This is a genomic window from Aeromonas sp. ZOR0001 (assembly GCF_000801015.1).
In the GTDB taxonomy this organism is placed as follows: Bacteria; Pseudomonadota; Gammaproteobacteria; order Enterobacterales; family Aeromonadaceae; genus Aeromonas; species Aeromonas veronii.
In genome coordinates this window covers 50625-70219 of the sequence record NZ_JRJY01000103.1, presented here as the reverse complement: position 1 = coordinate 70219, position 19595 = coordinate 50625, and the positions used below count along the sequence as shown (strand labels likewise).

Annotated in this window: 20 protein-coding genes; 19 read left to right on the top strand and 1 reads right to left on the bottom strand. The window is 58.3% G+C overall.

Annotated features, from left to right (window positions below; all coding sequences use genetic code 11):
- Nucleotides 1-6 precede the first annotated feature (6 nt).
- The 8 genes from lafC (at nucleotide 7) to L972_RS20950 (ending at nucleotide 5454) form a co-directional block, all read left to right on the top strand.
- Nucleotides 7-399 carry a lateral flagellar export chaperone LafC gene (lafC, locus tag L972_RS12885; protein WP_005336195.1) on the top strand — a complete coding sequence of 131 codons (393 nt, stop codon included), beginning with the start codon at nucleotides 7-9 and terminating at the stop codon, nucleotides 397-399.
- Nucleotides 400-458: 59 nt separating this feature from the next.
- Nucleotides 459-860, top strand: coding sequence for a LafX (locus L972_RS12880; protein ID WP_231560925.1), 402 nt, complete (start codon nucleotides 459-461; stop codon nucleotides 858-860).
- Nucleotides 851-1933, top strand: a complete 1083-nt coding sequence (locus L972_RS12875; RefSeq protein ID WP_047438673.1) for a flagellar hook-length control protein FliK — start codon at nucleotides 851-853, stop codon at nucleotides 1931-1933. Before L972_RS12880 ends, L972_RS12875 begins: the two co-directional genes overlap by 10 nt.
- A 71-nt stretch (nucleotides 1934-2004) precedes the next feature.
- Nucleotides 2005-2427, top strand: coding sequence for a lateral flagellar basal body-associated protein LafF (gene lafF / locus L972_RS12870; RefSeq protein ID WP_269428984.1), 423 nt, complete (start codon nucleotides 2005-2007; stop codon nucleotides 2425-2427).
- A 7-nt stretch (nucleotides 2428-2434) separates the two neighbouring features.
- On the top strand, nucleotides 2435-3151 hold the full coding sequence (gene lafS, locus L972_RS12865; protein WP_047438672.1) for a lateral flagellar system RNA polymerase sigma factor LafS: 717 nt from the start codon (nucleotides 2435-2437) through the stop codon (nucleotides 3149-3151).
- 50 nt (nucleotides 3152-3201) lie between these two features.
- Nucleotides 3202-4059, top strand: a complete 858-nt coding sequence (gene lafT / locus L972_RS12860; protein ID WP_019444796.1) for a lateral flagellar motor stator protein LafT — start codon at nucleotides 3202-3204, stop codon at nucleotides 4057-4059.
- Nucleotides 4059-5006: a lateral flagellar motor protein LafU gene (gene lafU / locus L972_RS12855; RefSeq protein ID WP_047438670.1), complete on the top strand. Its 948-nt coding sequence runs from the start codon at nucleotides 4059-4061 to the stop codon at nucleotides 5004-5006. The genes lafT and lafU overlap by 1 nt, the downstream gene beginning before the upstream one ends.
- Nucleotides 4993-5454, top strand: coding sequence for a hypothetical protein (locus L972_RS20950; RefSeq protein WP_081990729.1), 462 nt, complete (start codon nucleotides 4993-4995; stop codon nucleotides 5452-5454). Before lafU ends, L972_RS20950 begins: the two co-directional genes overlap by 14 nt.
- Here L972_RS20950 and L972_RS12850 read toward each other — a convergent pair.
- Nucleotides 5387-6361 carry a lytic transglycosylase domain-containing protein gene (locus L972_RS12850; protein ID WP_407060762.1) on the bottom strand — a complete coding sequence of 325 codons (975 nt, stop codon included), beginning with the start codon at nucleotides 6359-6361 and terminating at the stop codon, nucleotides 5387-5389. The genes L972_RS20950 and L972_RS12850 overlap by 68 nt on opposite strands.
- Before the next feature lie 677 nt (nucleotides 6362-7038).
- Between L972_RS12850 and mraZ the strand changes: the two genes are divergently transcribed.
- The 11 genes from mraZ (at nucleotide 7039) to murC (ending at nucleotide 19512) form a co-directional block, all read left to right on the top strand.
- Complete coding sequence (gene mraZ / locus L972_RS12840) at nucleotides 7039-7497, top strand: division/cell wall cluster transcriptional repressor MraZ (protein ID WP_013723406.1); 459 nt, start codon at nucleotides 7039-7041, stop codon at nucleotides 7495-7497.
- Nucleotides 7498-8436, top strand: a complete 939-nt coding sequence (gene rsmH, locus L972_RS12835; protein WP_047438668.1) for a 16S rRNA (cytosine(1402)-N(4))-methyltransferase RsmH — start codon at nucleotides 7498-7500, stop codon at nucleotides 8434-8436.
- Between the two features lie 3 nt (nucleotides 8437-8439).
- Complete coding sequence (ftsL, locus tag L972_RS12830; protein ID WP_047438666.1) at nucleotides 8440-8754, top strand: cell division protein FtsL; 315 nt, start codon at nucleotides 8440-8442, stop codon at nucleotides 8752-8754.
- Nucleotides 8751-10505 carry a penicillin-binding transpeptidase domain-containing protein gene (locus L972_RS12825; protein ID WP_047438665.1) on the top strand — a complete coding sequence of 585 codons (1755 nt, stop codon included), beginning with the start codon at nucleotides 8751-8753 and terminating at the stop codon, nucleotides 10503-10505. Before ftsL ends, L972_RS12825 begins: the two co-directional genes overlap by 4 nt.
- On the top strand, nucleotides 10438-11970 hold the full coding sequence (murE, locus tag L972_RS12820) for a UDP-N-acetylmuramoyl-L-alanyl-D-glutamate--2,6-diaminopimelate ligase (RefSeq protein WP_052200060.1): 1533 nt from the start codon (nucleotides 10438-10440) through the stop codon (nucleotides 11968-11970). Before L972_RS12825 ends, murE begins: the two co-directional genes overlap by 68 nt.
- A complete protein-coding gene (locus tag L972_RS12815; RefSeq protein WP_047438662.1) occupies nucleotides 11967-13322 on the top strand; it encodes a UDP-N-acetylmuramoyl-tripeptide--D-alanyl-D-alanine ligase in 1356 nt (451 codons plus the stop codon). The genes murE and L972_RS12815 overlap by 4 nt, the downstream gene beginning before the upstream one ends.
- Nucleotides 13316-14398, top strand: coding sequence for a phospho-N-acetylmuramoyl-pentapeptide-transferase (mraY, locus tag L972_RS12810; RefSeq protein ID WP_005355120.1), 1083 nt, complete (start codon nucleotides 13316-13318; stop codon nucleotides 14396-14398). Before L972_RS12815 ends, mraY begins: the two co-directional genes overlap by 7 nt.
- A gap of 4 nt (nucleotides 14399-14402) precedes the next feature.
- Nucleotides 14403-15686, top strand: a complete 1284-nt coding sequence (gene murD, locus L972_RS12805) for a UDP-N-acetylmuramoyl-L-alanine--D-glutamate ligase (protein ID WP_047438659.1) — start codon at nucleotides 14403-14405, stop codon at nucleotides 15684-15686.
- Nucleotides 15683-16864: a cell division protein FtsW gene (gene ftsW / locus L972_RS12800; RefSeq protein WP_005336154.1), complete on the top strand. Its 1182-nt coding sequence runs from the start codon at nucleotides 15683-15685 to the stop codon at nucleotides 16862-16864. Before murD ends, ftsW begins: the two co-directional genes overlap by 4 nt.
- Nucleotides 16864-17946 (top strand): undecaprenyldiphospho-muramoylpentapeptide beta-N-acetylglucosaminyltransferase, encoded by a 1083-nt coding sequence (gene murG, locus L972_RS12795; protein WP_043821958.1) that lies wholly within the window; start codon nucleotides 16864-16866, stop codon nucleotides 17944-17946. Before ftsW ends, murG begins: the two co-directional genes overlap by 1 nt.
- 111 nt (nucleotides 17947-18057) lie before the next feature.
- Nucleotides 18058-19512 (top strand): UDP-N-acetylmuramate--L-alanine ligase, encoded by a 1455-nt coding sequence (murC, locus tag L972_RS12790; RefSeq protein ID WP_005336150.1) that lies wholly within the window; start codon nucleotides 18058-18060, stop codon nucleotides 19510-19512.
- The last annotated feature ends 83 nt before the right edge of the window (nucleotides 19513-19595 follow it).

Genomic DNA, 19595 nt, shown 5'->3' with positions numbered 1-19595 from the left:
TGACCCATGTTTGAATCTGAAGATGGCTATGATGCCTATCGATTTGCCGCCACAGAAGCCAAGGCCGCGAGTGCCGATCCATATCAGCTGGTGCTGATGTTGATGGATGGCTTGCTTGATGAGATAGCCAGAGCAGAAGGGCATATCTTGGCGAAACAGTTTGAGCGCAAAGGGTTGGCCATCAACAAGTGTCTGCAGATCTTGGGTGGGCTGGACAGTGCGCTTGATATGAATAAGGGGGGCGAACTGGCGGTCAATCTGCATCGTCTTTATGACTACTGCGGTCAAAAATTGTTCGAAATCAGCGTTTCCAACAATGTTGAGGGGTTCGCCGAAGTGCGCAAAATCCTGCAAGAGCTGAAAGAGGGTTGGGAAGCAATGGCGCGTCATCCTCGTTAATACGGAAGTAGTACTTCCTTCCTCTCTGTTCTTCCTCACGCCCAACATATTGAAATTTCTTGGTTCTCGGTCTGGCCCACTCCTTGCTTGTGGGCTGGTTCATCTTCTTTTTGGGGCTTGTCATGTCAGGTATTGCTCCCGTGTTGCGTGAGACCGAACTGCAGACTCGCCAGCGTCAGTTATTGGGGTTGGGTACGCTCTTGCTGCAACAAGCGCAAGCTGGCCAGTGGGATGCAGTCAGGCTAACCGATGGACGTTTCGCACAATTTGTCTCTCAAGTTAGCCGGAATCCCCAACTCTGGACTGCGTTGCAACCAGCAAGAGATAAAGCCCGAATTTTGTATCGACAGGCATTGCAACTCTGCGAGCAGGAGACCCAGGTTCGTAAACAGGAGTGGCAGCAGCTTTCTTCGATTCGTGAAGGTTTGACCGCCTACGGTGAGACAGAGCAATGGGATTGATTCAATTTAGCGGTTTTGACGCTGCGTATTCGCCGGATGTCACGGCCTTGAACCGTTTGTCCGGCCAAGCCGGCAGTGAAGGTGAGCTGTATCAACCGCTGGATGAGGCGGTTGACCCTCTGCTTGCATTGCCCTTGCCCGAGCTGGCTGCCAGCGATGTTGCGGTAGAGGAAAAAGAGAGCGAACAGCCAAGGATGGAAGGCGACCCGGCTGAACAGCTGCAAGCGTTTACCAATATGCCTCCTCTCTTTGTCAGAGTGAGTGATGCCGATCTTGATGGTGTTCGTGTAAGCCGTACTTTTTCCCGAGCTGAAGGTAGCACCGGCGGCCAGCAGGTGATGGTGGATAACAAATTGCCGCCCTCTCTTCGTGCCTTGATGGGGAGTGTGACCGCGCTGCCCGAGCAAGAGGTGATGCCGCGTCGTGAAACGGTCTCTGCCGCTGCGGAACAAGCGCTTTCTACGTTGCTTGCCAAATCAAATGGGCAAACCGGTGTATTGCCCGGCCGCTTCACCTTGCCTGTTATGGCTGCCGGTTTTGATGCTGGAAGTGTATCTGATACCGCTGTCGTAGAAAGCAGGCTGCCAGATGCTCGCCAGCTGGCTGTCGGACAACTCGCCGCTGCACCGCTGCGTCCGGTCGACTATCAATGGGCTCCTGTCCGGTTGTCAGACAACCAGAGCCAGTGGGGACAGCAGCTGGTTAGCCTGCTTCAGGACAAGGTTGAACTGCAGGTCAATCAACAGGTGAAACAGGCTCATATCCGGCTGGACCCGCCAGATCTTGGGCGACTGGAGTTGACCGTCAAGCTCGATGGTGACCGGCTTAATGTCCAGTTGAACGTGACCAATCCGGCGGTGCGCGATGCGATGATCCAGTCGATGGAGCGCTTGCGGATGAACCTGGCTCCCCATCATGCCGGTGGGGTCGAGGTCAATGTGGGGCAAGGCGGTGAACAGGGACAGCATGAGCGGTGGCAACAGGAGAAGATCCTGGCTGGCCGTCGCCAGTGGCAGGATGATCCGGACTCCCAATGGGATACGGTGCACGACTGGCTCAATACTCTGGTCTGATTTTTAACCCGTAATAGCGAGAGTGGTTTTACATTATGCGGCGTGTCATGAAGTGGTTGATGATATTCGTCATGGCTCTGTGTCTGTTGGCCATACTGGCCTATGGCGCATGGCTTAAGCGCGATGTGGTCGAAGTCTGGCTCGGATTGGCAGAGCCAAAGCCCGAACTGAGCAGCACTCCGCTGTTCAAGCCGATGGAGCGCTTTGTCATCAGTCTGGAAGGGGGTGAACAGTCTCATTATCTGGTGCTGGAGCTGGCACTGGTGACCTACAACCCGGCGCAGGTTGCCAAGCTGGATGAACTGACGCCACTGATCCGCAATGCCATGGTGCAGTATTTCAGCCACCGCTCCCATGACGACGTAAAAGTCGAGCTGCAGAATATTTCCAAGTTGCAGGTCTCTCTGCGCGACAAGCTGGTCACTACGGTACAGGGATATGGCTACAAGCCCTATCTTGATGAAGTGCTGATCACCAAGGTACTGGTACAGTAGCCACGATATGACAGATTCCGTTTGGGATGCTCAACAAGAGTTTGCCGATACTCCGCAACTTCCTCGCACGGGAGAACCCGCAATTCTTGCTCGCTATCTACCCTTGGTGAAGCGAGCCGCCAGCCATCTGCGCAGCCAGGTCAGTGCCTGTTTTGATCAGGAGGACATGGAGCAGGTGGGAATGATGGGATTGCTGGAGGCGTGGCGCCGTTATGGCAGCGAGCCCGATGCCCAGTTTGAAAGTTATGCCTTCAAACGGATTCGTGGCGCCATGCTCGATGAGTTGCGCCGTCTGGACTGGCGACCCCGCCAACTGCGACAGCAGGTACACGGCCATAATCAGGCGCAGCGTGAACTGCACAATCGTTTGGGGCGCCCCCCCTCAGAGCAAGAACTTGCTGCTGCGCTCGACTGTTCGGTGGATGAGGTGCGTCAGTTGTCCTACGCCAGCCAGGCTGAAGCGCTGCAGAGTCTGGAAGAGTGGCTGGAGAATGGCGGCAAAGCTCCGACCACAGAGTCTGATGATGTCGATATGGCGATGACCATCAGCAAGGTGTTGGCCACTCTGGATAAACGCGAGCAGTTATTGCTTTCCCTCTATTACCAGCAAGAGCTCAATATGAAAGAGATCGCGCTGGTGCTGGGATTAACCGAATCCCGGGTTTGTCAGTTGCACAAGCAATGTGTACTTCAGCTAAAGCAGCGATTGGTCGACTCCATATAGTAGTGCTTCACCTTTACTGGTGACCCTTCTTGTATCGTGCGGGAACATTCATGCAAAAACAGATTGGCATCGGCGTCATATTAGTGTGCGTGCTGGGTGGCTTCATGATGGCCGGGGGGAACCTCGCAGCCTTGTGGCAGCCAGCCGAGCTCATCATCATCATCGGCGCAGCGGTAGGCTCCATGTTTCTGGGCAACTCGAAAGAGGTGATGCATGAAATGTGGCGGCAGATAAAGATGTGCTTCAAAGCGAATAAAGAAGAGAAAGAGGTCTATCGTGAGCTGTTAACTCTGATGCATCAACTGCTTGAAGAGACACGCAACAAGGGGATGAAGGCGCTCGATGAGCATATTGAAAATCCCCAGCAGAGCTCGGTTTTCTTGATGTATCCCCAGATTTCGGAAGATCCCCAACTGCTTGGTTTCATTATCGATAACCTGCGTCTGCTCGGAATGGGCAAGATCACACCCCATGAACTGGATACCGTGCTGGAGCAGGAGATCATGGCCATTGAAGAGGACATGCTCAAGCCTGCTCATGCCTTGCACAAAACCGGCGAGGCCTGCCCGGGCTTCGGCATTCTTGCTGCGGTGATGGGGATCATCATCACCATGCAGCAACTGGACGGCCCCCTGAGCAATATCGGTGTCCATGTGGCGGCCGCTCTGGTGGGCACCTTTATCGGTATTTTCCTCTGCTACTGCTTGCTGGAGCCAATCAGCAATGCCATGGAAGAGATGGTCAAGCGCCGTATCGGCCTGTTGATGTGCATCAAGTCGATCCTGATTGCCCAGTTGCGTGGCAAGACACCGCTGCTTGCCGTCGATTCGGGTCGCAAGATCCTGGAGCCTGAAGTCAAACCAAGCTTCCTTGAGTTGGAAGATTGGGTGACCAACAGGGCGATGTAATGCGCAATCACGAACAGATTATCGTCAAGCGCCAGCAGCGTCGTAACAGCGGTCCCAAAGGGGGAGGCGCCTGGAAGGTGGCATTTGCCGACTTCACGTTGGCCATGATGGCGTTCTTTATGGTGCTCTGGATCCTGGCAGTGTCCAATCAGGAGGAGCGGGAAGTCGTTGCCAGCCGCCTGCGGGACTACAGCATCATGGACAGTGAAGCCAACCCGTTTGATATTCGCAACAGCCCCTATCCTGTCGATCTCGGCGGCAATCCTTCAGTGATGGATGAGTTGAATCCCAAGTTCGATCAGCAGGGCCAGCTGATGCCCAAGCATATGGACCGTAATCAGAGCATTTTTTCTGACGGCCCGGGCGGCGGGTATGAAAAGCTGTTGATAGGCAAGCTTGAAGGTGAAGCCCAGATGAAGCAGCTGGCCAGCTTTATCGACCATCTTGCTGAGCAGATGCAGGCGAAGAATAACCTCGAGATTCAAATTGTTCCCCAAGGATTGCGGATCCTGATCCGTGATGACGCGGATCGGGAAATGTATAGCCGCGGCAGTGCCCGTATCAGCCCTTTCTTTCGCCATATGTTGATGGCGCTGGCACCCATATTCCAGCGTATTGAGAATCGGGTCATGATTTCTGGCCATACCGACAGCACACCGTTTGCCGGTGACAATTACAGCAACTGGGAGCTATCGTCAGACCGCGCCATGATGGCAAGACGGGTGTTGCTGGCGGGAGGCATGCCACCTGAACGGGTCGGGCAGGTTGTCGCGATGGCCGATACCATGCTGGAAGATACCCGGAATCCACAAAGCAGCCGTAATCGGCGCATTGAATTGCTGGTCATGACAACCCAGGCAGAAACTAATCTGGAGCAACTTTTCAGCTCCCAAACGCAAGCGGCAACCACCCATGCCAAGGAGATGATTTCCCATGGACGACCCTGAGATCGAGTTTCCGCTGCATACCTCGCACAATGATCCACGTAGAAAAGTACCGCGCTGGTATCTGCACGATGGAACAACGCCTTTCGAGTCACAGAGTTGTGGTATTGCGGCCAGATTGCTGATTTCCGGATTGCTGTTTGACAAGAGCATTGGCCGCGCAGTGATCAAAGACATTGGTCCGGGCGGGGTCGGTTTCCTTGCTCCGGCTCGATTTGAATTACCCGAAACGGTGAAGCTCGCCCTGTTGCCGCGAATTGCGCTGGATTGCAACATCACTCATCGTCGCGCCATTGGCCGGCAGCTCTGCTTTTATGGTGCTCGCTGGTCATATCCGGAAGAGGTTGATTTGGCTCCGGTACTGAGCCATTGGCGCCACTGTTTCATGGTGCCGCAATCAGCGGCCGCTTCTGCTGAATCCCAAGAGGATCAGGCAAGCGTTCCAGCCTGATCTCGCCTCGACTCATATCAAGCCCCCTGGCAGCTTTCAGCAACAGGGGGTCATGCAGACTGTCCAGTGAGACCGCTTTGACAATGACGGTCTCCCCTTTCTTCCGGTTGGCGGTGGGGGCCTTGCCCTTGCTATAGACGATCGGACAGTTGGTTATCCCTTGTGCGATAGGGAGTTGCCAGGCCGGATTCCAGCGGCTGGCTTCATTCATTGACACGCCCTTCGCCTGAGCCCACGCGGGCAGTGAGCAGCCGTTCGGATGACGGAATATTTGCAAATCATTGCCGCTGTGCCATGGCGGAAGTTGAAACTGATAGCTGTCAGCCATATCAAGTAGTCTTGCCAGCGCAACAAAGCGCGCGACATAAAAGCGTGTTTCAGTCGGAAGCTCCAGTTCCCATATATTACGTGTCCCCGCTTTTAAAACCGCATTGAGTACCCGCCCTTCTCCTGCGTTGTAGGCGGCCAAAGCAAGCAGCCAGTCATTGCCAAAGAAGCGATACAGCCATGCCAGATAGGAAAGGGCAGCCTCTGTCGCCAATGGCAGTGAATAGCGGCCATCAAATTCGCTGGTGATGGGAATGGCAAATCGGGTGGCGGTATCTGGCATCAGTTGCCAAGGGCCTGCGGCGCCAGCAGAAGAGACCACATCCAATCGGTAACTGCTCTCCAGTAAAGGAACAAAGGCAAGCAAGGGCGGTAGTTTGCGTTCGTGAACCTGTTCCGCGACCCAGCGAATAACGGGTTGTGTCTCCGCAAGACGTTGTTGGAGATAAGGGCGCTGCTTCAACAGGAATTGTTGCTGCTGGCTGACCAAGTCGACCCCTTTTCCCTGGATCGGGATTAGGAAACCTGCTTGCCAGTGATAATTGTGATATGCATGGCAAGATGTTGATATCATTAACATCCCGCACATTAGTAAAAAAATGAGCCTGGTCATGGGGTAATGGTTGAACAAGGATCGCGCAATAATAAAAACATGATATATCTCAACAGTTTTTTGAATTTAAGGTCGCTTGATCATGTGTAATCCAGGACTTAGCAAGCATGATAACACGAGTAAAAAAGAGCCGAAATTCAGGTAAAGCGATTCAGAAGTTTTTGCTGTATCTGATACTCGCCAATTTCATACTGATGGGACTGTACATCGGGTATGCTCACGAGCTCACATTCGCCACCAATATTCTGCTGACATCTCTACTGATTATTTACAATCTGTTGCTCTGCCAGCTAGTGTCTCTGCGTGCTCGCCGTTCGAAAGATGGTTACATCATCTATCCAGTGATATGTGTCAGTATTTTGCTTTGTGCAGTGGTATTGTTCCGTTTCATCATATCGCCCAGATAGTGACTGCTCACCGACTTGCTGCTTATTAATCACTTTCTGTTTTTTCAGCAATAACTCTTGGAAAATCAACCTACTCAATCCGCAGCATGCAATTGCTGCGTCAATATGTTCCCTCTGTCCCATCTCCTTGCTTGAAAAGCCCCCTGCACGTCCTTAAACTTCAAGGTGGGGAAAAGTGGATCAAAGTGGTTTTTAGAGGGGCAATCTGCCTGCTCACTCACCTTCAGGGACTGCAATTTGTTGCGTGGCGCTCATGCCATCAGCCTGGACAGTAAAGGGCGGCTGGCAATTCCGACCAAATTCCGTGATTGGCTGCGCGACGAAAGCGACGGCCAGCTGGTCTGCACCATCGATATTGCCCATCCCTGTCTGCTGCTTTATCCCCTGAATGAATGGGAAGAGGTCGAGCGCAAGCTCAAGACTCTCTCCAGCATGAATCCGCAAGAGCGCCGTTTGCAGCGACTGCTGCTGGGACATGCAACCGAATGCGAGCTGGATGGCAATGGCCGTCTGCTGCTCAGTCAGCCACTGCGCAACCATGCGGGGCTGGACAAGAAAATCATGCTGGTGGGCCAGCTCAACAAGTTTGAGTTGTGGGATGAAGCCCGCTGGCAACAACAGGTCAATGACGACATCTTGGGTCTGCCCGGGGACGATTGGGCAAGCTCACCACGACTACAGGATTTCTCTTTATAAATGACCCAAGCCGCTGAACACATCACAGTGCTGCTGCACGAAGCCGTTGAAGGTCTGGCCATCAAGCCGGACGGTGTCTACGTCGACGGTACTTTTGGCCGTGGTGGTCATTCTCGTCTGATCCTGCAGCACCTTGGCCCCAATGGCCGCCTGATCGCCATCGACCGCGATCCCCAGGCGATCGCCGAAGCGGCCAAGATCCAGGATCCCCGTTTCGAAATCGTGCACGGCCCCTTCTCCGGCATCGCCTCCTATCTGGATGAGCGCGGTTTGCTGGGCAAGGTGGACGGCTTCCTGCTGGATCTGGGGGTCTCTTCACCCCAGCTGGATGATGCCGAGCGCGGCTTCAGCTTTATGAAAGATGGTCCGCTCGATATGAGGATGGACCCCACCTCTGGCCAGAGCGCTGCCGAGTGGCTGGCAAAGGCCGATGTGGATGACATCGCTTGGGTGTTGAAGACCTTCGGTGAGGAGCGTTTTGCCAAGAAGATCGCCCGTGCCATCGTGCATGACCGGGTGACCGAGCCTTATGTGCGTACCCGTCAACTGGCGGAGATGATTGCCCGAGTCAATCCGAGCAAGGAGAAGGGCAAGCATGCGGCAACCCGCAGTTTCCAGGCCATTCGCATCTATATCAACAGTGAGCTGGACGAGATCGAAACCGCGCTCAACGGTGCACTGGACGTGCTGGCACCTCATGGCCGTCTGTCAGTGATCAGCTTCCATTCGCTGGAAGACCGCTTGGTGAAGCATTTCATCCGCAAGCACGAGAAGGGGCCGGAAGTGCCTTACGGCATTCCGTTGACCGAGGCCCAGCTGGCTGGCGGTCGCAAATTGAAGTCGGTCGGCAAGGCACTCAAGCCTTCTGATCATGAAGTATCTGAAAACAGCCGGTCACGCAGCTCGGTGCTGCGGGTTGCCGAACGGCTTGCGGAGTAAGCGATGAGCGAAGTGCGTGTTCATCTGGGCAAGGAGATCGTTGCGGATCTCTGGCGGCACAAGCTGCAGATTTTTCTGTCGGTCGCCGTGCTGGTGACCGCGTTTGCCGTGATCCTGGTGACCAACATGACCCGTGGTCTGACAGCCAAGCAGAACGATCTGATGGCGGAAGAGGATCGCCTCAATATCGAATGGCGCCACCTGTTGCTGGAACAGGGCACCCTGGCTGAACACTCCCGGGTGGCGAGTCTGGCGATGGACAAGTTGCAGATGGGTCGTCCGCTGGTGACCACCGAGAAGGTAATTACCCAACCATGAAACGCAAGGCTACAGCCAAAGCTGCCAAAGCGAATGTCAAAGCGCCATCGATCTATCCGTGGCGCTTTCGCACGCTTGCGGTGTTTATCGGCATCGCGTTTGTGGGTCTGATCCTGCGTCTGGCCTGGATCCAGGTGATCAATCCGGATCGCCTGCGTCAGGAAGGAGACATGCGCTCCCTGCGTACCACCTCTACCCAGGCGGTGCGCGGCATGATCACAGATCGCAACGGCGAGCAGCTGGCGGTTTCTGTACCGGTCGAAGCTGTCTGGGCCGATCCCAAGACAGTACATGAATCCGGTGCCATCAATAACGAGCGCGCCTGGCTGGCGCTTTCCGCCGTGCTCAAGCTCGACATCAATACCCTCAAACAACGGATCGCCAATCCCAGCAAGCGTTTTGTCTATCTGCAGCGTCAGGTAACCCCTGCCGTTTCGGAATATATCAAGGGGCTCAAGCTGGGCGGTGTCTATCTGCGTCCCGAGTCTCGCCGTTTCTATCCGACTGGCGAGATCAGTGCCCATCTGGTTGGGGTGACCAACATCGATGGCCACGGTATCGAAGGTATCGAGCGCAGCTATGACGAGTGGCTGACCGCAACTCCGGGCGAGATGCGGGTGCGCAAGGATCGTCAGGGGCGGGTCATCGAACGCCTTGGCATCGTCAAAGAGGGCAAGAACGCCAACGATTTGCAGCTCAGTATCGATCAACGGGTACAGGCGCTGGCCTACCGTGCCCTCAAGCGGGCCACCGACGAGAACAAGGCGACATCCGGCTCCATGGTGATGCTGGATATCAAGACCGGTGAAGTGCTCGCCATGGTCAACACCCCCTCCTACAACCCGAACAACCGCGGCCAGTATCAGAGCTTCCGGGTGCGCAACCGGGTGGTTACCGATACCTACGAGCCGGGCTCTACCGTCAAGCCATTGATTTTGCTCAGTGCCTTGCAAGCCGGTGTCACCAGCTGGAAAGATTTCATTCAGGGTGGGCCGCTCTTTATCGGCGCCAAGCAGATCAAGGACGTCAGTATCCACAAGGCGACCAACCTCTACGACATCCTGCGCTACTCCTCCAACATCGGTATGTCGCGCATCGCACTGCGGATGCCGGCGCAGGAGATGATCAACACCCTCAGTATGTTCGGCTTCGGCATGGATACCGGTAGCGGCCTGATGGGCGAGAGCAGCGGCATGCTGCCCCAGCGTCGCCGCTGGTCCGATATCGAGCGTGCGACCCTTTCGTTTGGTTATGGTCTGCGCGTTACCCCGCTGCAACTGGCTTCCGCCTATGCCACCCTGGCCAACAAGGGCAAGCGGGTGCCGCTCTCCATCGTCAAGGTGACTACGCCGCCCAAGGGTGAGCAGGTTATCGATCACAACAACGCCGCTGCCATGTTGCAGGCGCTGGAGTATGTGGTCGACAACGCCATTCCAAAAGCCAAGATCCCGGGCTATCGGGTTGGCGGCAAGAGTGGTACCGCCAAGGTCGCCGTCGCCGGTGGCTATGGCAAGGATTACATGGCCTGGTTTGCCGGTTTCGCACCCGCCAGTGATCCCCGTTTCGTCATGGTGGTGGTGATCAACGAGCCAAAAGGCAGCGCCTATTATGGCGGCGCCGTGGCTACCCCACCGTTTGCAGAGGCCATGGGCGGGGTGCTGCAGCTCTTCAATATTCGTCCCGATGCGGTGCCGCCAGCGGTGCCCACCAAACTTGCCCGTACGGAGGCTTCTCTTGTCCCGCGCACTTGATGTATTACTGCGCCCCTTCGGTATTCAGGCGCCGGCGCTCACCCTGACCGATATCCAGCTGGATAGTCGGCGGGTTGGCCCCGGCTCGCTCTTCGTGGCCATTCGCGGTCATCAGGTGGATGGCAGACGGTTTATCGAACAGGCGGTGGCTCAGGGAGCGACCGCTGTTGTGTTTGAGGAGGATGGTGAATTTATCCCACCATCGACTCCGGTTCCCTGTATCGGGATGCGGGATCTGCCCGCTCACCTCTCAGCACTCGCAGGTACCTTCTACGACCAGCCAGCGAAAAAACTGGCGCTGGTCGGGATCACCGGCACCAACGGCAAGAGCACTACCGCTTTGCTGGTCGCCAACTGGCGCACCCTGCTGGGTGGCAAGGCGGGTGTGATGGGCACCATCGGCAACGGCCTGTTCGGCAATTTGATCGAAGCGGAAAACACCACCGGCAGCGCCGTGCAGGTGCAAGCCAATCTGGCTGCGCTGCAAGCGCAGGGGGCGGATCTGGTGGCGATGGAGGTCTCCAGCCATGGTCTGGTGCAGCATCGTGTTGCCGCACTGCCGTTTGCCGCTGCCGTTTTCACCAACCTGAGCCGGGATCACCTCGATTATCACGGCACCATGGAAGCCTATGGCGCGGCCAAAGAGCAGTTGCTGCAACTGGTCGATGAGTCGAATGCGGTGATTAACCGGGATGACGAATTAGGTGCCAAGTGGCTCGAAAATTACCCGGCAGCGGTGGCGTTCAGCGTTAATGGCCCGATTGAACACCATTTTGGCCGTCAATTAACGGCGCAGCAGCTCGATTTTCACCAGCAAGGTTTTCGCGCGCAGATTAACTCCAGCTGGGGGAATGGTGTATTATCCGCCCCCTTGCTCGGGCGCTTCAACGTCAGCAATGTGCTGGCCGCGATGGGTGTGATGCTGGTGCTCGGCTATGACTTCCATGAGCTACTGGCAACGGCCCCGAAATTGCAGCCGGTAACCGGTCGTATGGAGTGTTTTGGCGGTGGGGATACGCCGCTGGCGGTGGTCGATTACGCCCACACACCGGACGCGCTGGAGAAGGCATTGCAGGCCCTGCGGGTGCATTGCAAAGGCCAGCTCTGGTGTCTGGTCGGTTGTGGTGGTGATCGGGATCGCGGCAAGCGCCCCATGATGGCCGCCATGGCTGAACAGTATGCGGATCGCGTGATCCTGACCGACGACAATCCCCGTACCGAGGAGCCGGCCCGGATCATGGCCGACATGGTGGCGGGTCTTCGCGATCCTGCTGCGGTGCAGGTGGAGCACGACCGGGTCAAGGCGATTTCGCTGGCCATCGGTCAGGCGAGCAAACAGGACATCATCCTGGTGGCCGGTAAGGGTCACGAGGATTATCAGATCATTGGAACCGACAAGCGGCACTACAGCGACCGGGAAACCGTCGCGGCCGCCTTGCACACATTATTGGAGTCATTCAAATGATGACCCTCAGGCTTGCCGAGCTGGCGCAGGCACTCGATGCCCGTCTGATTGGTAACGATGGCGAGATCAGCGTCGTCAGTACCGATACCCGCACTCTTGGTGCTGGCGCTCTGTTCGTTGCCCTGCGCGGCGAGCGCTTCGATGCCCACGATTTTTGCGAGCAGGCTGTTCAGGCAGGGGCCTCTGCCCTGCTGGTCGAGCGTGAGCTGCCGCTGGCCATCCCCCAGCTGGTGGTGACCGACAGTCTGAAGGGGCTGGGCCGTCTCGGCAAACTGGTGCGTGAGCGCATCAACCCGAAAGTGCTGGCCATTACCGGCAGCTGCGGCAAGACCACAGTGAAGGAGATGGCAACCGCCATCCTGCGCAACGAAGGGGAAGTGCTGGCCACCGCTGGCAACTTCAACAACGAGGTGGGCGTGCCGCTCACCCTGCTGCGCCTCGAGCCGCAACACCGGTTTGCAGTAATGGAGCTGGGTGCCAACCATCCGGGCGAAATCGCCTGGACTACCTCGCTGGCCAAACCCGATGCCGCCATCATCAACAACGTGGCGGCGGCCCATCTGGAGGGCTTCGGCTCGCTGGAAGGGGTGTTCCACGCCAAGAGCGAAATCTTTGAGGGGCTGAGCGAGGGTGGCATCGCCATCGTCAATGCCGACAACGAATTCTGGCCTAAGTGGCGGGAATGCGGCATTCAGTGCGCCTTCTCCATCGAAGATCAGAGCCAGCCGTTCCATGCGCGCAACCTTGTACTCAACGAACAAGGCTGCGCCGAGTTCGTGATGGTGACCCCGCAGGGTGAGCTGAGCCTGACGCTGGCGATCCCGGGTCGCCACAACGTGGCCAACGCACTGGCTGCCGCCGCGGGCTGTCTGGCCCTCGGCGCATCCCTCGGCTCCGTCAAGGCGGGGCTGGAACAGATGGCGCCGGTCAAGGGGCGCTTCTGCGTCCAGCGCTGGGGCGGTCTGACTCTGGTGGATGATACCTACAATGCAAGCGTGGAATCCGTGCTGGCGGGCATCGATGCCCTGACCGCCATGGGCGGCTTCAAGGTGCTGGTGTTTGGTGATATGCGGGAACTGGGTGAGGAGTCTGCCGAGCAACACGCCCGGGTTGGCCGTCATGCCCGCGAGCGCGGTCTGGATGCCGTGCTGACAGTGGGGGAAGAGAGTCGCCACACCGCAGATGCCGCGGCTGGCCGACATTTCGATAACAAGGCGTCGTTGTTTGAAGTGCTTGCGCAAATGATAAATACACATCAGGAAATTTCGATTCTGGTCAAGGGCGCCCGTGGCTCCCGCATGGAAGATATCGTCGAGATGGTCAAAGGCCATAAGGAGTCAGCCACATGCTAGTCTGGCTGGCCGAACTGCTCACCCCGCACTTCACCTTCTTCAACGTCTTCTCCTACCTGACGTTTCGCGCCATCCTGTCGATCATCACCGGACTGGGGGTTGCCCTCTGGATGGGGCCACGCCTCATTCGCCGTCTGCAGATCCTGAAGTTTGGTCAGGTGATCCGCAACGACGGTCCCGAGTCCCACCTCAGCAAGCGGGGTACCCCGACCATGGGTGGCCTGATGATCATTGCTGCGATTTTCACGTCTGTGCTGCTCTGGTGCCGCCTCGACAATCCCTATGTCTGGCTGGTGCTGTTTGTGCTGGGTGCCTACGGCGCCATCGGCTTTGCCGACGACTACCTCAAGGTGGTGCGCAAGAATACCGACGGCCTGATCGCGCGCTGGAAGTATTTCTGGCAATCCGCGGTAGCGCTGGCGGTGGCGGTGTTCCTCTATGCGACTGCAACCCATGAGGGACAGACCCAGCTGGTGGTGCCTTTCCTCAAGGATGTGATGCCGCAGCTTGGCTTGATGTTTATCGTGCTGACCTACTTTGTCATCGTCGGTACCTCCAATGCGGTCAACCTGACCGACGGTCTCGACGGCCTGGCCATCATGCCGACCGTGATGGTGGCGGGGGGCTTTGCCCTGATCGCCTGGGCTACCGGTAACGTCAACTTTGCCAACTACCTGCACATTCCCTACGTGCCCTATACCTCCGAGCTGGTGATCGTCTGTACTGCCATCGTCGGCGCAGGTCTGGGTTTCCTCTGGTTCAACACCTATCCGGCGCAGGTCTTCATGGGCGACGTTGGTTCCCTGGCACTGGGCGGCGCGCTCGGCACCATCGCCGTGCTGGTCCGTCAGGAGTTCCTGCTGGTGATCATGGGCGGCGTCTTCGTGATGGAGACCGTCTCGGTGATCCTGCAGGTGGGTTCATACAAACTGCGCGGCGTGCGGATCTTCCGCATGGCGCCGATCCATCACCACTACGAGAAGAAGGGCTGGCCGGAGCCGCGCGTCATCGTGCGCTTCTGGATTATCACCCTCGTGCTGGTGCTGCTGGGTCTTGCCACCCTGAAGGTGAGGTAAGGTCATGGTCATCATCATCGGATTGGGCAAAACCGGACTCTCCTGTGTCAATTACTTCCTCGGCCGTGGCGTCACGCCACTGGTGATGGATACCCGCGCCAACCCGCCCGGCAAGGATCAACTGCCGCCTGAGGTTGAGCTCATTCACGGGCTCGACGAGGCACTGCTCAAGCAGGCGCACATGATTGTCGCGAGCCCGGGTATCGCGCTGGCGACCCCCGAACTGAAAGCGGCTGCCGAGTGTGGTGTGCAGATCGTCGGTGATATCGAGCTGTTTGTGCGCGAGACCCAGACCCCGGTCATCGCCATCACCGGCTCGAACGGCAAGAGCACCGTTACCACCTTGGTGGGCGAGATGATTGCCGAAGCCGGTCTCAATGTCGGTGTGGGCGGCAATATCGGCACGCCTGCGCTGGAGCTGCTCAAGCAGCCGATGGATCTCTGCGTGCTGGAGCTCTCCAGCTTCCAGCTGGAAACTACTCACAGTTTGCGTGCTGCCGCCTCCGTGGTGCTGAATCTCTCAGAAGATCACATGGATCGCTATCAGGGCATGGCCGATTATCGCGCCGCCAAGATGGAGATCCATCAGCACTCCAAACACATTCTGGTCAATCGCGACGATGCCCAGACCCTGCCCGATGTGGGTCAGGTGTCGCAGAGCTTTGGTCTCGACTGCAATGGCTATGGCCGTTGCCTGCTGGATGGCCGCTACTGGTTGACGTTGCACGGTGAACCACTGCTGGCGGTAGACGAGATGAAGATCGTCGGTGCCCACAATCAGGCCAACGCGCTGGCCGCCATGGCGCTGTGTGATGCGGTCGGCATTCCTCGTGCGGCTCAGCTTACCGTGCTGCGTCGTTTTGAGGGCTTGCCACACCGTGCCCGCTTCGTGCGGGAGGTGAACGGGGTGCGCTGGATCAACGACTCCAAGGCCACCAACGTGGGAGCCACGCTGGCTGCCGTTGCCGGTGTGCGCGAGTCGGTCAAGGGGCGCCTGCTGTTGCTGGCCGGTGGTCAGGGCAAGGGGCAGGATTTTGGCCCGATCCAGGCGCTGCTGGGCAACCAGATCGATCACATGTACTGCTTTGGTCAGGATGCCGAGGTGCTGCTGGCACTGGGCGAGCAGACCGAACGGGTGGCCGACCTGGCCGCTGCAGTTGCCAAAGCAGCGGCCGATGCCAAGCCCGGTGACTGGGTGCTGTTGGCGCCGGCCTGTGCCAGCCTCGATCAGTTCAAGTCGTTCGAGGTGCGCGGCGATCGCTTCACCGAGATGGTGCTGGCACTATGAACGCCCTTCGTGCAGCAGCAGGTCTGTTCCAGCGCTGGTTGTTACCGGCGCGTCCTGCCGGTCTCTACGATCGGCAGCTGGTACTGCTGGCGCTCTCCCTGATGGCGGTCGGGGTGGTCATCGTGGCCTCGGCGTCGATCCCCGAGGGGATTGCGCTGGGGGATGACCCCTTCATGTTTGTGAAGCGTCACGCCCTGTTTCTGGTGATGGCGCTCGGTATCTCCTGGTTTGTGTTGCAGGTACCGATGGCGCGCTGGCAACAGCACAACGGCCCCATGTTGCTGCTGGCGATCTTGATGCTGGTGCTGGTTTTGCTGGTGGGGCGGAACGTCAACGGTGCGGTGCGCTGGTTGCCGCTCGGCCCCTTCAACCTGCAGCCTGCCGAGTTTGGCAAGCTGGCGCTGTTTGTCTATCTGGCCGGCTATCTGGTACGGCGCCAGAGCGAAGTACGCGAAGCCTGGATCGGCTTTTTGAAACCGCTGGCGGTGTTCGGGGTGCTGGCGGTCTTGCTGCTGTTGCAGCCGGACCTGGGTTCCACCGTGGTGATGTTCGTTACCTCGTTCGGCATGCTGTTTCTGGCCGGAGCCCGACTGGGGCAGTTTTTGACCCTGATCGGCGCGGGCCTCGGCTCTGTGGTGATGCTGATTATCGTCGAGCCCTACCGGATGCGGCGGGTGACCTCCTTTATGGATCCTTGGGCCGATCCGTTCGGCAGCGGCTACCAGTTGACCCAGTCGCTGATGGCGTTTGGTCGTGGCAGCTGGTTTGGCGAAGGGCTTGGCAACTCTATCCAGAAGATGGAGTACCTGCCGGAAGCGCACACCGACTTCGTGTTTGCGATCCTCGGTGAAGAGCTGGGTTACGTCGGGGTGCTGGGCGCCCTGTTCCTGATTTTTGCGCTGGCGGTCAAGGCGCTCAAGCTGGGGCATCGCGCGCTGGTGGCAGAGCGGCTCTATGACGGTTATCTGGCCATCGGCATCGGCATCTGGTTCAGCTTCCAGACCTTCGTCAACGTCGGCGCGGCCAGCGGCATGATGCCGACCAAGGGCTTGACCCTGCCGCTGGTGAGTTACGGTGGTTCCAGTCTCATCATCATGTCGGTGGCGGTGAGCATGTTGATTCGAATCGATTTTGAGTTGCGTCAGGCGACAGCCCAGGCGCGCGTGCGGGAGGTTTAGTGAGCAAGACTCTGTTGGTGATGGCAGGTGGTACCGGTGGGCATGTGTTCCCCGGTCTGGCCGTGGCCGATCGCCTGAAGGCCCAGGGCTGGACTGTCCACTGGCTCGGCACTGCCGACCGGATGGAGGCGGAGCTGGTGCCCGCCCACGGTTATCCCATCTCCTTCATCGATATTCAGGGGGTGCGTGGCAACGGCATCAAGCGACTGCTGGTGGCACCCTATCGCATCGTCAAATCGATCCTGCAGGCGCGTCAGGTGCTCAAGACCGTTCGCCCTGATGTGGTGCTCGGCATGGGCGGTTTTGCTTCCGGCCCGGGTGGCGTGGCGGCCTGGTTCTCCGGCATCCCGTTGCTGCTCCATGAGCAGAATGCTGCTGCCGGCATGACCAACAAGTTGCTGGCCCGTATCGCCAGGCGGGTGTTGATGGCATTTCCGGGCGCCTTCGCGCCGAGCCGTCGCACCGCCGTGGTGGGCAATCCGGTGCGTCCCGAAGTGGTCGCCCTGCCGGATCCGCAACTGCGCAGCGGAGCCGAGCCACTGCATCTGCTGATCGTGGGTGGCAGTCTGGGTGCGCGGGTGCTCAACGAGCAGGTACCTGCTGCGGTGGCAGCGTCCGGCGTGCCCATTGAAGTGCGTCATCAGTGTGGCAAGGGCAATGCAGAGGCCGTCTCTGCTGCCTATGCCCAGCACGGCATCAATGCCGAGGTGAGCGAATTTATCAAGGATATGGCCAGCGCCTACGCCTGGGCTGACCTGGTGGTCTGCCGTGCCGGTGCGCTGACTGTTTCCGAAGTGGCTGCCGCCGGTGTGGCAGCCATTTTCGTGCCGCTGCCCCATGCGGTGGATGATCACCAGACCCGTAACGCCCTGACACTGGTCGACGGCGGTGCGGCTGAGTTTCTGCCCCAGTCCGAGCTGAACACAGCCTCACTGGCGGCGCGCCTGACCTGGCTGGCTGGTCGCCGGGAGACCCTGTTTAACATGGCGAAAGCGGCTCGCCGCGTCGCCATCACCGATGCGGCCGAGCGGGTTGCGGATGAGTGCAAACAGCTCGCAACCGGGCAGCGTGGTAAAGATTGATGAGCAAGGTTGCAGCGGTGACACCGTGCAGCTTTGTACCTGTATGTATTGATGCCGCCGTGCAGCCGCGCTTTGACGGCACACGGTCTGCGGCAGACTAAAGAGACAATTATGACCAAGGTTGAACTGGCAAAACTGCGTACTGTGATCCCCGAAATGCGCCGCGTGCGTCGCATCCACTTTATCGGCATCGGTGGTGCCGGTATGGGCGGGATCGCCGAAGTGCTTGCCAACGAAGGGTATCAGGTAACGGGTTCTGATCTGGCTCGCAACGCCGTGACCGAGCGATTGGCCGGACTGGGCGCGCACATCTTCGTCGGCCACAGTGCCGAACACGTTGAGGGTGCCAGCGTGGTGGTGGTCTCTACTGCCATCAAGCAGGACAACCCGGAGCTGCTGGCTGCCCGTGAACTGCGGATCCCGGTGGTGCGCCGTGCCGAGATGCTGGCCGAGCTGATGCGTTTCCGCCACGGTATCGCCATCGCCGGTACCCACGGCAAGACCACCACCACCAGTTTGGTGGCGAGCATCTATGCCGAAGCCGACCGCGATCCGACCTTCGTCATCGGTGGTCTGCTCAACAGTGCCGGCACCAATGCCCGCCTGGGCAGCAGCCGCTACCTGATTGCCGAGGCGGATGAGAGCGACGCCTCTTTCCTGCATCTGCAGCCCATGGTTTCCATCGTGACCAATATCGAAGCGGATCACATGGATACCTACGGCGGTGACTTCTCCAAGCTGAAGGCCACCTTCATCGAGTTTCTGCACAACCTGCCCTTCTACGGACTGGCGGTGGTCTGCATCGATGATCCGGTGATCCGTGGCATGTTGCCCGAGATTGCCCGTCCGACCCTGACCTACGGTCTCTCTGACGATGCGGATGTGCAGGTGCTGGATTTTGTCCAGACCACCAACCACAGCTGCTTCCGTGTTCGCCGCAAAGAGGCCGGTGAGCTGCAGGTGACCCTCAATTTGCCGGGTATTCACAACGCATTGAACGCCGCAGCGGCGATAGCTGTCGCGACAGAGGACGGTGTCAGCGATGAGGCCATCATCTCTGCACTGGCCAAGTTTGAAGGTGTTGGCCGTCGCTTCCAGCAGTATGGCGAGTTTGAAACCGGTCGCGGCAAGGCGATGCTGGTGGACGATTACGGTCACCACCCGAGCGAAGTGAAGGTCACGATCAATGCTGCCCGTGCCGGTTGGCCCGAGAAGCGTCTGGTGATGGTGTTCCAGCCGCACCGTTATACCCGCACCCGCGACCTCTACGAGGACTTCGCCGATGTGCTCTCCAAGGTAGACGTGCTGGTGATGCTGGAGGTTTATGCTGCCGGTGAGGAGCCGATCCCGGGCGCTGATGGACGGGCACTATGCCGCTCCATTCGCTCGCGCGGCAACCTGGAACCCATCTTCGTCGCTACGCCAGATGACGTGCCAGCCGTGCTGGCCGACCTGATCGGCGAGGGGGATCTGGTGTTGACTCAAGGCGCCGGGAACGTCGGGGCGCTGGCCCGTCGTCTCGGAGAGATGAAATTGAGCATAGATAGCATGAAATCTGGCGCCTGAGGGCCCAATGAGTATTTTGACCGCCAAGCCGGGGCCTATATAATGGCGAACCGGTCTGTCAAAGGCCGGTTTAGCGCGTTACA

Bases quoted from the DNA above. Each gene is read 5' to 3' on its own strand.
- murD (WP_047438659.1), top strand. From the start codon at position 14,403: ATGGTCATCATCATCGGATTGGGCAAAACCGGACTCTCCTGTGTCAAT.
- lafF (WP_269428984.1), top strand. From the start codon at position 2,005: ATGGCTCTGTGTCTGTTGGCCATACTGGCCTATGGCGCATGGCTTAAG.
- lafU (WP_047438670.1), top strand. From the start codon at position 4,059: ATGCGCAATCACGAACAGATTATCGTCAAGCGCCAGCAGCGTCGTAAC.
- L972_RS12815 (WP_047438662.1), top strand. From the start codon at position 11,967: ATGATGACCCTCAGGCTTGCCGAGCTGGCGCAGGCACTCGATGCCCGT.
- L972_RS20950 (WP_081990729.1), top strand. From the start codon at position 4,993: ATGGACGACCCTGAGATCGAGTTTCCGCTGCATACCTCGCACAATGAT.
- L972_RS12875 (WP_047438673.1), top strand. From the start codon at position 851: ATGGGATTGATTCAATTTAGCGGTTTTGACGCTGCGTATTCGCCGGAT.
- ftsW (WP_005336154.1), top strand. From the start codon at position 15,683: ATGAACGCCCTTCGTGCAGCAGCAGGTCTGTTCCAGCGCTGGTTGTTA.
- ftsL (WP_047438666.1), top strand. From the start codon at position 8,440: ATGAGCGAAGTGCGTGTTCATCTGGGCAAGGAGATCGTTGCGGATCTC.
- lafC (WP_005336195.1), top strand. From the start codon at position 7: ATGTTTGAATCTGAAGATGGCTATGATGCCTATCGATTTGCCGCCACA.
- murC (WP_005336150.1), top strand. From the start codon at position 18,058: ATGACCAAGGTTGAACTGGCAAAACTGCGTACTGTGATCCCCGAAATG.
- L972_RS12825 (WP_047438665.1), top strand. From the start codon at position 8,751: ATGAAACGCAAGGCTACAGCCAAAGCTGCCAAAGCGAATGTCAAAGCG.
- L972_RS12850 (WP_407060762.1), bottom strand. From the start codon at position 6,361: ATGTTAATGATATCAACATCTTGCCATGCATATCACAATTATCACTGG.
- lafS (WP_047438672.1), top strand. From the start codon at position 2,435: ATGACAGATTCCGTTTGGGATGCTCAACAAGAGTTTGCCGATACTCCG.
- rsmH (WP_047438668.1), top strand. From the start codon at position 7,498: ATGACCCAAGCCGCTGAACACATCACAGTGCTGCTGCACGAAGCCGTT.
- mraY (WP_005355120.1), top strand. From the start codon at position 13,316: ATGCTAGTCTGGCTGGCCGAACTGCTCACCCCGCACTTCACCTTCTTC.
- murE (WP_052200060.1), top strand. From the start codon at position 10,438: ATGCGGTGCCGCCAGCGGTGCCCACCAAACTTGCCCGTACGGAGGCTT.
- lafT (WP_019444796.1), top strand. From the start codon at position 3,202: ATGCAAAAACAGATTGGCATCGGCGTCATATTAGTGTGCGTGCTGGGT.